We start from the raw sequence: 14,574 nt of genomic DNA on the forward strand, positions 1-14,574 counted from the left end.
TCTCTAGTCCCTGCACTGGCTGCAACGTGATCAACGCCTGGCAATTCGTCCACCCTGACTGCTGGTAGGCTTTACTGCCATATCGGCGGTGTTCCTTCCGGATAGCCGCCTGATGAGGAAAGTTTATGACCTCGGACGCGTTTGCAGTAATTCTTTGTTGATAGTCTTCCATACCATATTGATATAGGAAGCTTGTGCCCTCGATGCCCCTGCCCCAGCCTCCCCTGCGCCATCGGCTCCGTAAGATATTGGCGTTCTTCCCGCCGAACTGGTGCCTCGCCTTCCTGGTGGCGCTGGACGGATACGCCTTCATGCACCCGGTGCTGCGCGAAGTCCGCGCACGCGAATATTCGTTCTGGCTTGCGCTGGACAACTGGCACGAGATCATGCGCGTGGTCGGGTTGCTGGAGATTCCGCGGCTGGTGCTTGGCGTGGGCCTGCAGGTGATTGCGCTGGGCCTGATCCTGAAAGCGCGCATTGCGTGGGCGTTCTCGCTGGTGCTGCTGATCGGCATCGGCACCTTCGCCATCCTGGGTGATGGCGGCCGCGCGGGGCTGGGTATCTACACCTTGGTGCTGGTGATCGCGCTGGTGGCCTACTGGCGCCGTTTCGACCGCGCCAGCGTGACGGCCGGGTCGCTCTTCGCCCTGGTGAGCGTGCTGTCGCTGATGATCTACGCCGTGTTCGGCACGCTATACCTGGGCAACGAATTCAATCCGCCCATCCTGGATGCGGGCACCGCGCTCTACTTTTCGATCGTCTCGATGTCCACGGTGGGCTATGGCGACATCACGCCGCACAGCGGCACGGCGCGGCTGTTCACCGCGTCGATTATCATCCTCGGCATCACCGTCTTCGCAACCTCCGTCAGCGCGATCGCCGGCCCGGTGATCGGCGGCAACCTGAAACGGCTCGTCAAAGGCAGGTTTTCCTCGGCCATGAGAAAGAACCACATCATCATCGCCGGCGCCACGCCCCTCGCGTTAAGCGTCTACCAGGGCCTTCGCAGCCGCAACGAAGAAGTCACCGTCATCGTCCCGACCGGCGTGGCGCACGACTACCCCGCCGCCACCGACCTGATCGAAGGCGACCCCTCGAGCGTGGACGTGCTGCACGTGGCGGGCGTGGCGCGGGCGCGCTATGTGCTGGCGCTGCGCGACGACGACGCCGAGAATGCGTTCATCGTGCTGGCCGCCAAGGAAGCAACCGGCGCGGACGGCGCCAAGACCGTGGCACTGGTCAACACCAGCAAGCACCTCGAAAAGATCCGCCGGGTGCAGCCCGACCTGGTGTTCTCGGTGCAACTGCTGGGCGCGGAATTGCTGACCCGCGCGATCAACGGCGAGCCCATGGACAGCCAGGCCATCACCGACCTGTTCTTCGCCAAGCCTTCAACCGACGCCAAGCCCGCTTGAACGCAGCTGCGGCTCGCCCAGCGGCGCGTGCCGCGCATACCACGCCACGAATTGATCCGACGGCATGGGCCGCGCAAACAGGTAACCCTGGATGAACGCCACGCCGCGGCCGCTGAGATAGCGGAACTGCAGGTCGGTTTCGACGCCTTCGGCCAGTACCGCCAGACCCAGCCGATGCGCGAGCGTGATGATGACGTCCAGCACCGGCGCGTCTTCGCCCGTGGGTTCGATGGCATGCACGAACCCCTTGTCGATCTTCAGGTAATCCACCGGAAACCGCTGCAGATACGACAGCGAACAATGGCCGGTGCCAAAATCGTCGATGGCCACGCGCACGCCCTGCGCGCGCAAGGCCTCGATATTGCGCCGGGCCTGCCCGTCGTCGGTGACCAGACTGCGTTCAGTGATCTCCAGCACCAGGGTCGGTTCACGCTGGGCGATGTTGGCGGCAAAGCGCTCGATGTCGCCGGTGAATTCGGGGCAGGACAAATGCGCGGCGGCAATGTTCACGCCCACATGAAAGCCGGGCGGCGTGTCCCAGTCGCGCATGTCCCGCTCGATCAGCGCGAACAGATGGCGCGTCAGCGGGACGATCATGCCATTGGTTTCGGCGGCGGCGATGAAAACGTCGGGCCGCACGGCGCCCACGCCCGGCCGCTCCCAGCGCAACAAGGCCTCGACCCCGCTGCACTGGCCCACCGCATGGCCGTAAACCGGCTGGTAATGCACCCGGAATTCGTCGGCAACGATGGCGCGGCGCAACTGTTCCTTGAAGGACTGGCGGTTGACCTGTTGGCGGAACGCCGCCACGGCCAGGCCGAGGCCAAGCAGCGCCGCGGCGGGCAGGTAGGTCATCAGCAGTTGCTGCCACGCCTGCACGACCGCTTCGGCCGGCGCGCTGACACTGAGGGTGACCGGCGCGCGGCCGTCGGGGTTCGTCGTCTCGGTGTAGATCACTTCGCGGGGCGCGCCCGCTGCCCCCTTGCGATCGTTGTGGATGGGCATGCCACCCTCTCCCACCTGCACGTCGATCTGGTAATCGCGCAGATTGGATAGCGCGTTCAGCAGATCCTGCACGTACCGGCCGTCGACCACCACGACCGCGCTGTGGCCTTCGACCCCGGGCCGGCCCAACAGAACGGCGGGACGTTCCGGCGCCAGCGGCGTTCCGGCCACCGTGATGAGCCAGCGGTCCGGGGACCCGCCCACCGACCATCTGCGAAATTCCGACACGGCGTAATCGACCTTGCCGACCGCCGACGAGCAATACATGCGCTCGCCGCGGACCAGTACCAGGGACCGGACATACGGGTTCAGCGAACCCCAGCGTTGCAGATCGGGCAGTGCCTCGTCGCAGGACAGGGCGGTCAGCGGCGCCACGCGGTCCAGAAGTTCCCAGGACTGCGTCAGCATGAGTTGCGTCTGGACTTGAACGATGCGCGCGGCCGACTCGGCGTCATGGCGCTGTTCTTTCTGGGCATGCCACCAGGTCCAGGCCAAGCAGGCGATCACCGGCAGCACCAGCGCCAGGGCCACGGGCAGATAACGCCACGACGGTACGCGTTCCATCAGGCCTGATGTCGGCAAGGGGTCTCCGCGGCAGTAAAGGGGCCATTAGTGCGGGTGCATCGATGCGATGGGACACCATGCGCGGCGCGGCGTCAAGAACTGCGTGCAGCCCGCCGCTGCCTGGCCGCCGGGGCCAACAGTTCGACGATCATCCTCACGTGAGCCTCGCGGCGCGCCGCGAGGCCGAGTTCGTCGTCCGGCCCCAGCAGCGCGGCCATGACCACGGTGTGCACCACCGGCGCCAGCAGCAGCCAGGGTTCGCGCAGCGCAACGCTGTCGCGGCACAGCCCCCGCCGGCGGGCCAGCGCCAGCAGACGGCCCAGGTCGGCAAGATGCGCCTCGGCGGTTTCGTGGCGCCAGCGCGCCGCCAGATGCGGCACCCTGCCGCTTTCGGCAAGCAGCAGCCGCAGCGTGCTGATCATGGCGGGATTGGCGAGGCTTTCGTGCAGATGATCGGCAATGCGCTCGGCCAATGCCTGCACCGAGGTGGCGCTGTCGACAATGGCCGGGATATCGAGGGGCGCGGGCGCGAGGTGGCGTTCGAGCAGCGCCTCGAAGATGGCTTCCTTGCTTGCGAAATGCGCGTACAGCCCGCCCTTGGACACGCCGGCGCGCAACGCGATGTCGTCCATGCGCGTGCCCGAGTAGCCCGCCCGCGAGAATTCCCGCAGCGCGGCGTCCAGGATCTGGCCGATCCGTACCGGCGGCGGCAGGCGAGTGCGCGGCCTGTCCATGTCTGATTGCTCCAGGGTCACGATGCGCCCATTACATACCGACCAGTCAGTCGCTAAATTGATTCGCGTCAAGGAATTTTGCGGCCGGATGGGCACAATAGGCACACGCCCTGGCGCCGGAACCGTCCGTGCCGCAAGGCCAAAAGCCTGCCGCGCGCGAGACGCTTCCGCCCCCCGAGCCGGAGACCCGCCGCATGACAGCAACCGCGTTTTCCGCTTCGATACCTCCTCGTCTAGCCGCCGCCGCCCTGACGCTGCTGATGGCCGCCGGCTGCACCTCGCTCGCGCCCGAATACCAACGCCCTGCCTTGCCGGTGCCGCAGGCATATCCCCGCGACAGCCAGCCGCCAGCCGGACAGCTGGACGCCGCCCAGCCCGCGGCGGCCCCCGCGTCCATCGCCGCGCCCGCCGCCGCCCGCATCGCCTGGCAGTCCTATTTTCCCGACCCCGCGCTGCAAGGCCTGATCGCCACCGCGCTGGAAAACAGCCGCGACCTGCGCGCGGCGTTGCTGCGGGTCGAGGAAGCGCAGGCGCTGTACGGCATCCAACGGTCCGACCAGTTCCCCACCGTGGGCGTGCAGGCGCAAGGCTCGCGGGCGCGCGTGCCGGGCGACCTGAATGTGACGGGCCAGCCGCAGGTTTCCAGCCAGTATCAGGTGGGCCTGGGCATGGCGACCTGGGAACTGGATTTCTGGGGACGGGTGCGCAGCCTCAGCGATGCGGCGCTGGAAAACTATCTATCGACGCAGGCGGCAGCGCAGGCGGCCACGCTGAGCCTCATCGCCCAGGTGGCGGACGGCTACCTGCGGCTGCGCGAACTGGACGAACGCCTGGAGCTCACCCGCGAGACCATCGACTCGCGCGCGGAATCGCTGCGCATCTTTCGCCGCCGCTTCGAGGAAGGCGCCATCTCGAAGCTGGACCTGACGCAGGTCGAGACGCTGTGGCAGCAGGCCAAGGCATTGGGCACAGAACTGGAACGTTCGCGCGCCGCACAGGCGCACACCCTGGAATTGCTGGTGGGTGCGCCGCTGGATCTGCCCGCCGGTCCGGCGCGGCTCAATGACGAGGCGGTGATGCGCGACCTGCCGGCGGGGCTGCCGTCCGACCTGCTGACCGACCGGCCCGACATCCTGGCCGCGGAGCATCGGCTAAAGGCCGCCAACGCCAACATCGGCGCGGCCCGCGCCGCCTTTCTGCCCAGCATTACGCTGACCGGGGCCTTCGGCACCGCCAGCGCCGAACTGGACGGACTGTTCGCGGGGGGAAGCCGCGCCTGGAATTTCGCGCCCAGCATCAACCTGCCGATCTTCGATGCCGGCCGCCGGCAGTCCACGTTGGACCTGACCGAAGCGCGCCGGGATCTGGCCGTCGCCAGCTACGAACAAACCATACAAAGCGCATTCAGGGACGTGTCCGACGCGCTGGCGTCGCGCCGCTGGCTGGCCGAACAGGTGGACGTGCTGCGCGCCACCGTGGCGGCGCAGGCCGAGCGTACCCGCCTGGCGCAGTTGCGCTACGACTATGGCGCCTCTCCGTACCTGGAAGTGCTCGACGCCAAGCGCGATTTGCTGGCCGCGCAGCAGCAGCTGGTGGAAACGCGCCGCGCGCTCCTGTCCAGCCGCATCGGCCTGTACGCCGCGCTGGGCGGCGGGTCGCTGGCGCCTGAAGCGCCTGACGCCGGCACGGCCCAACGCTGACGGGCCCGACGCTGAAAAGCCCAAAGATCAAGGACACGCCGACATGCCTCTACCCAAACGAAAACTGGTCTTGCTGATTGCCCTTGTGGTTGCCGCAGCCGCTGGCTACTACGGCTGGCGCATGTTGGCGGACACCGGGCCGGGGCCTGGCTTTGTCAGCGGCAACGGCCGGATCGAAGCCACCGAGATCGACCTGGCCACCAAGCTCGCGGGCCGCGTGCAGGAAGTGCTGGTCACGGAGGGCGACTTCGTCGCGGCGGGCCAGCCGCTGGCGCGCATGCAGATCGACACGCTGCAGGCGCAGCGCGAGGAAGCGCGGGCGCAGCATCAGCAGGCGGTCAATGGCGCGGCCAGCGCGGCGGCGCAGGTGGCGCAGCGCGAGAGCGACAAGCGGGCCGCCGAAGCCGTCGTGGTGCAGCGGGAAAGCGAGCTGGACGCGGCGCGCCGGCGCCTGGCCCGCTCGGAAACGCTGTCCAAGGAAGGCGCCTCGTCGATCCAGGAACTGGACGATGACCGCGCCCGGGTGCGCAGCATGCAGGCGGCGGTGAACGCGGCCCGTGCCCAAGTCACGGCGGCCGCCGCGGCCATCGACGCCGCGCGCGCCGCGCAGGTCGGCGCCCAATCGGCGATTGCGGCCGCGCAGGCCACGGTTGCGCGCATCGATGCCGACATCGCCGACAGCGAGCTACGGGCCCCGCGCGCCGGCCGCGTGCAGTACCGCGTGGCGCAGCCGGGCGAAGTGCTGGGCGCGGGCGGCAAGGTGCTGAACATGGTCGACCTGGCCGACGTCTACATGACGTTCTTCCTGCCCGAGCAGGCCGCGGGCCGCGTCGCGCTGGGCCAGGACGTTCGCATCATCCTGGATGCCGCGCCGGAATACGTCATCCCCGCCACGGTCTCGTTCGTGGCCAGCACCGCGCAATTCACGCCCAAGACCGTCGAGACCGCCAGCGAACGCCAGAAGCTGATGTTCCGCGTCAAGGCGCAGATCAGCCCCGACCTGCTGCGCCGCCACCTGACGCAGGTCAAGACAGGGCTGCCCGGCGTGGCGTGGCTGAAACTGGACCCGGATGCCCAATGGCCCGGCTATCTTGACGTCAAGGTGCCCTGATGTCCCCGGCCGTCCCGCCCGTCGCCTCGCTGTCCGATGTCGGCCTGCGCTATGGCAAGACCCAGGCGCTGGACGGCATCACGCTGGATATTCCCGCCGGACGCATGGTGGGACTGATCGGCCCGGACGGCGTGGGCAAGTCCAGCCTGCTCGCGCTGGTGGCGGGCGCGCGGGCCGTGCAGCAGGGCAAGGTCATGGTGCTGGGCGGCGACATGGCCAGCCGAAGGCACCGCGAGACCGTCTGCCCGCGCATCGCCTACATGCCGCAGGGCTTGGGCAAGAATCTCTACCCCACCTTGTCCGTGGAAGAAAACCTGCAGTTCTTTGGCCGTCTGTTCGGCCATGACGCGGCCGAGCGCCGCCGCCGCATCGACAGCCTGACCCGCAGCACCGGCCTGTCGGCCTTCTTGTCCCGGCCCGCGGGCAAGCTGTCCGGGGGCATGAAGCAGAAGCTGGGGCTGTGCTGCGCGCTGATCCATGATCCGGACCTGCTCATCCTGGACGAGCCCACGACCGGCGTGGACCCGCTGGCGCGCGCGCAGTTCTGGGATCTGATCAACGAGATTCGCGCGCAGCGGCGCGGCATGAGCGTGATCGTGGCGACCGCCTACATGGACGAGGCGCAGCGTTTCGATTGGCTGATCGCCATGGACGACGGCCGCGTGCTGGCCACCGGCACGCCCGCCGAATTGCAGGACCGCACCGGCGCGCAGACGCTGGAAGCGGCCTTCATTGCGCTGCTGCCCGAGCAAAAGCGGCGCGGCCACAAACCCGTCGAGATCGTGCCGCTGGCCCTGGACGAGGACGCCGGCATCGCCATCGAGGCGCGCGACCTGACCATGCGCTTTGGCGACTTCGTGGCCGTGGACCACGTCAACTTCCGCATCCGGCGCGGCGAGATCTTCGGGTTCCTGGGCTCGAACGGCTGCGGCAAGTCGACCACCATGAAGATGCTGACGGGCCTCTTGCCCGCCAGCGAAGGCCAGGCCTTTTTATTCGGGCAGGAGGTCGATCCGCGCAACATCGACACGCGCCGGCGCGTGGGCTACATGTCGCAGGCCTTTTCGCTGTACGGCGAACTGACCGTGCGACAGAACCTGGTGCTGCACGCGCGGCTGTTCCACGTGCCGGAGGCCGACATCCCCGCGCGCGTCCAGGAGATGGTTACGCGCTTCGGGCTGGACGGCGTGCTGGACGCGCTGCCGCAGAACCTGCCCATGGGCGTGCGCCAGCGGCTTTCGCTTGCCGTGGCCATGGTGCACAAGCCCGAGCTGCTCATCCTGGACGAGCCAACGTCGGGGGTGGATCCGGTCGCGCGCGACGGATTCTGGAACCTGCTGATCGAACTGGCCCGCAAGGATCACGTCACGATCTTCATCTCGACGCACTTCATGAACGAGGCCCAGCGATGCGACCGCATTTCGCTGATGCACGCGGGCAAGGTGCTGGTCAGCGCCGCACCCGACGAAATCATTCGCTTGCGCGGCGCAAGCTCGCTGGAAGCCGCCTTCATTGCCTACCTGATCGATGCAGGCGCCGGCAATGCGGCCGACACGGGCGCGGCGCCGCCCATCGAGGACGCCGCCCCGCCCGCCCACCCGGGCCGGCGCGGGTTCAGCCTGCATCGCGCGTTCAGCTACATGTGGCGCGAATCGCTGGAACTGCAGCGCGACCCCGTGCGCGCCACGCTGGCGCTGCTGGGCTCGCTCTTGCTGATGTTCGTGATGGGCTACGGCATCAGCCTGGACGTCGAGGACCTGCGCTATGCGGTCATGGACCGCGACCAGACGGGCCTGAGCCAGAACTACAGCCTGAATCTGTCGGGGTCCCGCTACTTCATCGAACATCCGCCCATTGCCGATTACGCGGACCTGGACGCGCGCATGCGCAGCGGCGAGCTGTCGCTGGCCATCGAGATTCCGCAGGGCTTCGCGCGCGACATTGAGCGCGGCAAGCCCGTGCAGATCGGCGTCTGGATCGACGGGGCCATGCCGCAACGGGCCGAGACCATTCGCGGCTATGTGCTGGGCATGCACCAGGGCTGGCTGGCGCAGCAGGCGCGCGAGCGGCTGGGCGCCAGCGCGCAGCTTCCCGTCAGCGTGGAGACGCGGTTTCGCTACAACCCCGATGTGCGCAGCCTGCCCGCCATGGTGCCTGCCGTCATTCCGCTGCTGCTGCTGATGATGCCGGCCATGCTGACGGCGCTGGCCGTGGTGCGCGAAAAGGAATTGGGCTCGATCACCAATCTTTACGTCACGCCGGTGACGCGGCTGGAATTCCTGCTGGGCAAGCAGGCGCCGTATGTCGCGCTGGCGATGCTGAACTTCCTGCTGATGGCCCTGCTTGCTGTGACGCTATTCGGCGTGCCCATCAAGGGCAGCTTCGGCACGCTATTGCTCGCCGCGCTGATCTACAACGTGGTGGCCACCGCCATTGGCCTGTTGGCCTCCACGTTCACGCGCAGCCAGATCGCCGCGCTGTTCTTCACGATGATCGGCACCCTGGTTCCGGCCGTGCAGTTTGCCGGGCTGCTCAACCCGGTGTCCTCGCTGGAGGGCGCGGGCCGGCTGATCGGACAGGTCTATCCCGCCACCCATATGCTCATCATCAGCCGCGGCGTGTTCAGCAAGGCGCTGGGGCTGCATGATCTTTACGCCTCGTTCTGGCCGCTGCTGATCTCCATTCCCATCATCCTGGGTGCGTCGGCGCTGCTGTTGAAAAAGCAGGAGACCTGACATGCGGCACCTGGCGAACATCTACCGCCTTGGCGTGAAAGAGCTCTGGAGCCTGGCGCGCGACCCGATGATGCTGGTGCTGATCGTCGTGTCGTTCACGTTGATGATCTACACGGCGGCCACCGCCGTGCCCGAAACGCTGCACAACGCGCCCATCGCCGTCGTGGACGAAGACCAGTCGCCGCTGTCCGCGCGCATCGTCTCGGCCTTCTATCCGCCGCATTTCACGCCGCCGCAGCTTGTGACCCCGGCGCAGGCGGACGCCAACATGGACGCGGGCCGCCAAACGTTTACCGTCAACATCCCGCCCAACTTCCAGCGCGACGTGTTGGCCGGCCGGCCGGCGCAGATCCAGCTGAATGTCGACGCCACCCGGATGAGCCAGGCGTTCACGGGCAGCAGCTACATCCAGCAGATCATCACCGACGAGATCAACGAATTCGTCAGGCGCTATCGCGCGCCCACCGAGCTGCCCGTCGAACTGGCGGTGCGCATGCGATTCAACCCGAACCTCACCCAATCGTGGTTCGGCGCGCTGATGGAGATCATCAATAACGTCACGATGCTGTCCATCATCCTGACCGGCGCCGCGTTGATACGCGAGCGCGAACACGGGACCATCGAGCACCTGCTGGTCATGCCCGTCACGCCCACCGAAATCATGGTCGCGAAGGTCTGGTCGATGGGGCTGGTCGTACTGGCGTCCGCTGGGCTATCGTTGACGTTCGTGGTGCGGGGCCTGCTGCACGTGCCGATCGAAGGATCGGTCGCGCTGTTTCTGGCCGGCGTGGCGCTGCACCTGTTCGCCACGACCTCGATGGGCATTTTCATGGCTACGCTTGCACGCAGCATGCCGCAATTCGGCATGCTGCTCGTACTAGTGCTGTTGCCCCTGCAGATGCTGTCCGGGGGCACCACGCCGCGCGAAAGCATGCCGGCGTTCGTGCAGAACATCATGCTGGCCGCCCCCACGACGCATTTCGTGGAACTGGGCCAAGCCATCCTCTATCGCGGCGCGGGCATCAGCGTCGTATGGCAACCCTTCCTGGCGCTGGCGCTGATCGGCGCCGTCCTGTTTGCGTTATCCCTGGCGCGTTTTCGCAAGACCCTCAGCCAGATGGCATGAGGCCCGTGTGTATTCGTTTCCCCTTACCACTTTCATAAAAGGACGGATGATGAAGAAAGCAAATGCCTCCCTGCCCGATGGCCTGACCGGCGCCAACGTCGCCTTCTGCCAGCGCCTGGCCCAGCTTGCGCAGGAAAGCCAGCAGCGCTGGCTCGAAATGGGCCAGCGGCTGGCCAGCGACAGCTCCGGCCAGTATCTCGCCGCCTTTTCCCCCATGCCCCCCACCGCCAACTGGCAGGACGCCATGCCCGCCATGGGCGAACTCGCGCGCAAGCGCTGGCAGACCCAGCTGGAAGCCAGCCAGGCCCTCACCCATGCAGCGCTGCAGGAGCAGGCCACCTTGGCGGCCGGCGTGGGCGAAGCGATGTGCGAATGGTTCAAGCAGGCCAACGGCGCGGCTGCCGACAATTCACCGCTCGCGCAGATGTGGTCCGTAATGACCAAGCAGATGGCGGCCGCCTGCGCCGCCATGCAGGACGCCAACCAGCAAGGAGGCCGCCATGACCTCTAAGCGCACGGCGCTCATCACGGGCGGGACCGGCTGCCTGGGTCGCGCCATCGCCGTGGCGCTGCACGACGCGGGCCACGACGTCATCGTCACCTACCATTCCAGCGAGGCCGCCACGCGCGACTGGATCAAGGAAGAAGCGGCGAAAGGCCGAACCTTTTCCTCGTACAAGGTGGATGTGGCGGACTTCGACGCCTGCCAGGCGCTGGCCCGCCGGCTCGAAGAGGACGGCCGCCAGATCGACATCCTGGTGAACAACGCGGGCATCACGCGCGACGCGAGCCTGCGCAAGATGAGCGCGCAGGATTGGGCGGACGTCATGCACAGCAACCTGGATTCCATGTTCAACATGACCCAGCCGCTGTGCGGTCCGATGGCGGATCGGGGCTGGGGCCGCATCGTCAACATCTCGTCGGTCAACGGCAGCAAGGGCGCGTTCGGGCAGACCAACTACGCGGCGTCGAAGGCGGGCATTCATGGGTTCACGAAGTCGCTGGCGCTGGAAATGGCCCGCAAGGGCGTGACGGTGAACACGGTGTCGCCCGGCTATCTGGCCACGCGGATGGTGCAGGCCGTGCCGCCGGAAGTCATGCAGGAAAAGATCCTGCCGCAGATCCCGGTGGGGCGGCTGGGCGAACCCGATGAAATCGCCGCGCTCGTCGCGTTCATCTGCAGCGATGTGGCCGGCTTCATGACGGGCAGCAACGTGGCCATGAATGGCGGCCAGCATATGTATTGATGCGCGTTGATGCGCCGCGATGCCGAACGATCCCTGACCGCGATGTCCCCGCCTGCGGCATCGCGCACGGCGCGCTGAGCCGGACGCGGCCTCCGGGGGCACTGCGCTGCTTTTTTTGTATCGACGATTGCCTGCCTCCCACCCAGGCACAGCATGCTTGCCCATGAAAATGCGTGCTTCCTGCACCGCGGCACGCAAACTGATCCGCTTTTTTCCGCACTCTCTGAATCTGTACTGTTCGCCGCGTAAGGCCTAACTTGGCGGGGTAGTTCAAACACCCGTCAGCGCCCGCCGCCTCGTGGCGATCCGTCCGTGCTGCCGATGAAAGTCAGGAATACCGTCATGGACAGCGACGCGCTATTGCTCGCACGAATACAGTTCGGCTTCACCATCTCGTTTCACATCGTCTTTCCCGCCATCACCATTGGGCTGGCCAGCTACCTGGCCGTGCTAGAGGGATTCTGGCTTCGGACCGGCAAGACGGTCTACCGGGACCTTTATCACTTCTGGACCAAGATCTTCGCTGTCAATTTCGGCATGGGGGTCGTGTCGGGCCTGGTCATGGCCTATCAGTTCGGCACCAACTGGAGCTTTTTCTCCGACTTCGCGGGCAGCGTCACCGGGCCACTGCTGGCGTACGAGGTGCTGACCGCCTTCTTCCTGGAAGCCGGCTTTCTGGGTGTGATGCTGTTCGGCTGGTCGCGCGTGGGGCCGGGGCTGCACTTTTTCTCGACCATCATGGTGGCGCTGGGCACGCTGGTGTCCGCGACCTGGATTCTTGCCTCCAACAGCTGGATGCAAACGCCGGCCGGATACGAGATCCTGGACGGGCGCGTGGTGCCTACCGACTGGCTGGCCGTGATCTTCAACCCGTCATTTCCCTACCGCCTGGCGCACATGGGCATTGCGGCGTTCCTGGCCACCGCGCTGATGGTTGGGGCGTCCGGCGCCTGGCACCTGCTGCGCGGGGACCGCAGCCCGGCCGTGAAGAAGATGTTTGCGATGGCAATGGGCATGCTGCTGCTGGTGGCGCCGCTGCAGGCCGTGGTGGGCGACTTTCATGGCTTGAACACGCTCAAGCACCAACCCGCCAAGATCGCCGCCATCGAAGGTCATTGGGAGAACGAGCCCGGCGCGGGCGTGCCGCTGACGCTCTTCGGCATCCCCGACATGGCGCGCGAGGAAACGCGCCATGCGCTGAACATCCCGCGGCTGGGCAGCCTGATCCTCACGCACAGTTGGGACGGCCAGTTTCCGGGCCTGAAGTCCTATCCGCCCGAAGACCGCCCCAATTCCACGGTGGTGTTCTGGTCGTTCCGCATCATGGTGGGCCTGGGCTTGCTGATGATCGGCCTGGCGGTGTGGGCGCTATGGGCGCGCTGGCGCCGCCGCCTGTACGAAGCGCGCTGGCTGCATCGCTTCGCCTTGTGGATGGGGCCTTCGGGGATCGTCGCCATGCTGGCCGGCTGGTATGTCACAGAGATCGGCCGCCAGCCCTGGATCGTGTATGGCGTCATGCGCACCGCCGAAGCCGCCACGCCGCATGGACTGGGCGAGCTGACGCTGACGCTGGCGCTGTTTGTGGTCGTCTACCTGTTCGTGTTTGGCGCGGGCGTCTCGTACATGCTGCGCCTCATCCGCCTGGGCCCCACTCCCGCGCCTGGCCACGCGCCGTTGTCCGGCGGACCCGGCGAGCCGCGCCAGCCTTCGCGGCCGCTGTCGGCGGCCTCTACCCTCGCGGGCGCCTCGCCCGCGCAACCCAAGCATTCCGGAGCCTGACGCCATGGGTGTGGATCTTGCATTGATATGGGCCGTCGTCATTCTGTTCGGCGTGATGATGTACGTCATCATGGATGGCTTCGACCTGGGCATCGGCATCCTCTTTCCGCTGGTGACCGACCCGGAGGAACGCGACGCGATGGTCAACACCGTCGCCCCCGTCTGGGACGGCAACGAGACCTGGCTGGTACTGGGCGGGGCGGGCCTGATGGCGGCGTTTCCGCTGGCCTACTCGGTGATCCTCAGCGCGCTGCACCTGCCGCTGGTGTTCATGCTGCTGGGCCTGATTTTCCGCGGCGTGGCTTTCGAGTTCCGCTTCAAGGCCGACGCGCATCACCGCCCGCTGTGGGACAGGGCCTTCGTCCTGGGCTCGGTGTGCGCCACGTTCTTCCAGGGCGTCACGCTGGGCGCGTATATCGAAGGCATTCCGGTGGTGGGGCGCGCGTACAGCGGCGGCCCGTGGGATTGGATCAGCCCGTTCTCTGTCTTTACCGGCGCCGGCCTGGTGGCGGCGTACGCGCTCCTGGGGTGCACCTGGCTCATCATGAAGACCGACGGCCGCCTGCATCGCCACATGTGCCGCCTGGCGCGGCCGCTGACGCTGGCGCTGCTGGCGGTCATCGCCGTGCTGAGCGCGTGGACGCCGTTGGCGCAGCCGATCATCGCGCAGCGCTGGTTCAGCCTGCCCAATATGTTCTGGTTCTTCCCGGTGCCGTTGCTGGTGGCCGCCGCGAGCTTCGAACTGATGCGCCGCGTCAAAGGCGCCCCAGCGGCCGGCCCGTTCGTGCTGTCGTTGGCGCTGGTGTTTCTGGGCTACACCGGCCTGGGCATCAGCATCTGGCCGGCCATCATTCCGCCGGGCGTGTCCATCTGGGCGGCGTCGGCGCCGCCGCAGAGCCTGGGTTTCGCGTTGGTCGGCGCCCTGGCGATCATTCCGATTATTCTGATGTACACCGCCTGGTCGTATTACGTGTTTCGCGGCAAGGTGCGCACTGGCGAGGCCTTTCACTGATGAACGCATCCCCCTCTTCCTCGTGGCGCTCGCGCCTGCTGTGGCTGGCGATGATCTGGGCGTGCAGCGTCGCGGCGCTGGGCGCGGCAGCCGGCGCACTGCGGCTTGTCATGCGCGCGATCGGCATGTCCGCCTGAACCCGCCTC

At 66.9% G+C, this 14,574-nt stretch carries 12 protein-coding genes; 10 read left to right on the forward strand and 2 right to left on the reverse strand.

The window, feature by feature from the left end; genetic code table 11:
• Window positions 1-203 precede the first annotated feature (203 nt).
• On the forward strand, window positions 204-1,415 hold the full coding sequence (gene kch / locus H4P35_RS23255; protein ID WP_128829003.1) for a voltage-gated potassium channel protein: 1,212 nt from the start codon (window positions 204-206) through the stop codon (window positions 1,413-1,415).
• On the opposite strand, the gene H4P35_RS23260 is transcribed toward kch, so the two are convergent.
• Both H4P35_RS23260 and H4P35_RS23265 read right to left on the reverse strand, forming a co-directional pair.
• A complete protein-coding gene (locus H4P35_RS23260; RefSeq protein ID WP_226847145.1) occupies window positions 1,392-2,984 on the reverse strand; it encodes an EAL domain-containing protein in 1,593 nt (530 codons plus the stop codon). The genes kch and H4P35_RS23260 overlap by 24 nt on opposite strands.
• Before the next feature lie 92 nt (window positions 2,985-3,076).
• A complete protein-coding gene (locus H4P35_RS23265) occupies window positions 3,077-3,718 on the reverse strand; it encodes a TetR/AcrR family transcriptional regulator (protein ID WP_226847146.1) in 642 nt (213 codons plus the stop codon).
• 194 nt (window positions 3,719-3,912) lie between these two features.
• On the opposite strand from H4P35_RS23265, the gene H4P35_RS23270 reads away from it, so the two are divergent.
• From H4P35_RS23270 to H4P35_RS23310, 9 genes are all read left to right on the forward strand, one after another.
• Entirely contained in the window at window positions 3,913-5,418 is a 1,506-nt protein-coding gene (locus H4P35_RS23270) for an efflux transporter outer membrane subunit (RefSeq protein WP_226847147.1), read from the forward strand.
• Window positions 5,419-5,461: 43 nt separating this feature from the next.
• On the forward strand, window positions 5,462-6,529 hold the full coding sequence (locus H4P35_RS23275; protein WP_226847148.1) for an HlyD family secretion protein: 1,068 nt from the start codon (window positions 5,462-5,464) through the stop codon (window positions 6,527-6,529).
• On the forward strand, window positions 6,529-9,264 hold the full coding sequence (gene rbbA / locus H4P35_RS23280) for a ribosome-associated ATPase/putative transporter RbbA (RefSeq protein ID WP_226847149.1): 2,736 nt from the start codon (window positions 6,529-6,531) through the stop codon (window positions 9,262-9,264). The genes H4P35_RS23275 and rbbA overlap by 1 nt, the downstream gene beginning before the upstream one ends.
• 1 nt (window position 9,265) lies before the next feature.
• On the forward strand, window positions 9,266-10,390 hold the full coding sequence (locus H4P35_RS23285; RefSeq protein ID WP_056325177.1) for an ABC transporter permease: 1,125 nt from the start codon (window positions 9,266-9,268) through the stop codon (window positions 10,388-10,390).
• A gap of 49 nt (window positions 10,391-10,439) precedes the next feature.
• A complete protein-coding gene (locus H4P35_RS23290) occupies window positions 10,440-10,901 on the forward strand; it encodes a hypothetical protein (protein WP_313690691.1) in 462 nt (153 codons plus the stop codon).
• The gene (gene phbB, locus H4P35_RS23295) at window positions 10,891-11,637 is read left to right on the forward strand and encodes an acetoacetyl-CoA reductase (RefSeq protein ID WP_152382631.1); all 747 of its coding nucleotides are present in this window, start codon (window positions 10,891-10,893) and stop codon (window positions 11,635-11,637) included. The genes H4P35_RS23290 and phbB overlap by 11 nt, the downstream gene beginning before the upstream one ends.
• 342 nt (window positions 11,638-11,979) lie before the next feature.
• Window positions 11,980-13,416, forward strand: coding sequence for a cytochrome ubiquinol oxidase subunit I (locus tag H4P35_RS23300; RefSeq protein ID WP_226847150.1), 1,437 nt, complete (start codon window positions 11,980-11,982; stop codon window positions 13,414-13,416).
• A gap of 4 nt (window positions 13,417-13,420) precedes the next feature.
• Window positions 13,421-14,428 (forward strand): cytochrome d ubiquinol oxidase subunit II, encoded by a 1,008-nt coding sequence (gene cydB, locus H4P35_RS23305; RefSeq protein WP_226847151.1) that lies wholly within the window; start codon window positions 13,421-13,423, stop codon window positions 14,426-14,428.
• On the forward strand, window positions 14,428-14,565 hold the full coding sequence (locus tag H4P35_RS23310; protein WP_081259985.1) for a DUF2474 family protein: 138 nt from the start codon (window positions 14,428-14,430) through the stop codon (window positions 14,563-14,565). The genes cydB and H4P35_RS23310 overlap by 1 nt, the downstream gene beginning before the upstream one ends.
• The last annotated feature ends 9 nt before the right edge of the window (window positions 14,566-14,574 follow it).

The sequence above is a fragment of the Achromobacter sp. 77 genome (assembly GCF_020541125.1).
Taxonomy (GTDB): Bacteria; Pseudomonadota; Gammaproteobacteria; order Burkholderiales; family Burkholderiaceae_B; genus Achromobacter; species Achromobacter mucicolens.

What these genes read in the sequence shown, in the direction of transcription:
- kch (WP_128829003.1), top strand. Translation starts at nt 204, where the DNA reads ATGCCCCTGCCCCAGCCTCCCCTGCGCCATCGGCTCCGTAAGATATTG.
- H4P35_RS23260 (WP_226847145.1), bottom strand. Translation starts at nt 2,984, where the DNA reads ATGGAACGCGTACCGTCGTGGCGTTATCTGCCCGTGGCCCTGGCGCTG.
- H4P35_RS23265 (WP_226847146.1), bottom strand. Translation starts at nt 3,718, where the DNA reads ATGGACAGGCCGCGCACTCGCCTGCCGCCGCCGGTACGGATCGGCCAG.
- H4P35_RS23270 (WP_226847147.1), top strand. Translation starts at nt 3,913, where the DNA reads ATGACAGCAACCGCGTTTTCCGCTTCGATACCTCCTCGTCTAGCCGCC.
- H4P35_RS23275 (WP_226847148.1), top strand. Translation starts at nt 5,462, where the DNA reads ATGCCTCTACCCAAACGAAAACTGGTCTTGCTGATTGCCCTTGTGGTT.
- rbbA (WP_226847149.1), top strand. Translation starts at nt 6,529, where the DNA reads ATGTCCCCGGCCGTCCCGCCCGTCGCCTCGCTGTCCGATGTCGGCCTG.
- H4P35_RS23285 (WP_056325177.1), top strand. Translation starts at nt 9,266, where the DNA reads ATGCGGCACCTGGCGAACATCTACCGCCTTGGCGTGAAAGAGCTCTGG.
- H4P35_RS23290 (WP_313690691.1), top strand. Translation starts at nt 10,440, where the DNA reads ATGAAGAAAGCAAATGCCTCCCTGCCCGATGGCCTGACCGGCGCCAAC.
- phbB (WP_152382631.1), top strand. Translation starts at nt 10,891, where the DNA reads ATGACCTCTAAGCGCACGGCGCTCATCACGGGCGGGACCGGCTGCCTG.
- H4P35_RS23300 (WP_226847150.1), top strand. Translation starts at nt 11,980, where the DNA reads ATGGACAGCGACGCGCTATTGCTCGCACGAATACAGTTCGGCTTCACC.
- cydB (WP_226847151.1), top strand. Translation starts at nt 13,421, where the DNA reads ATGGGTGTGGATCTTGCATTGATATGGGCCGTCGTCATTCTGTTCGGC.
- H4P35_RS23310 (WP_081259985.1), top strand. Translation starts at nt 14,428, where the DNA reads ATGAACGCATCCCCCTCTTCCTCGTGGCGCTCGCGCCTGCTGTGGCTG.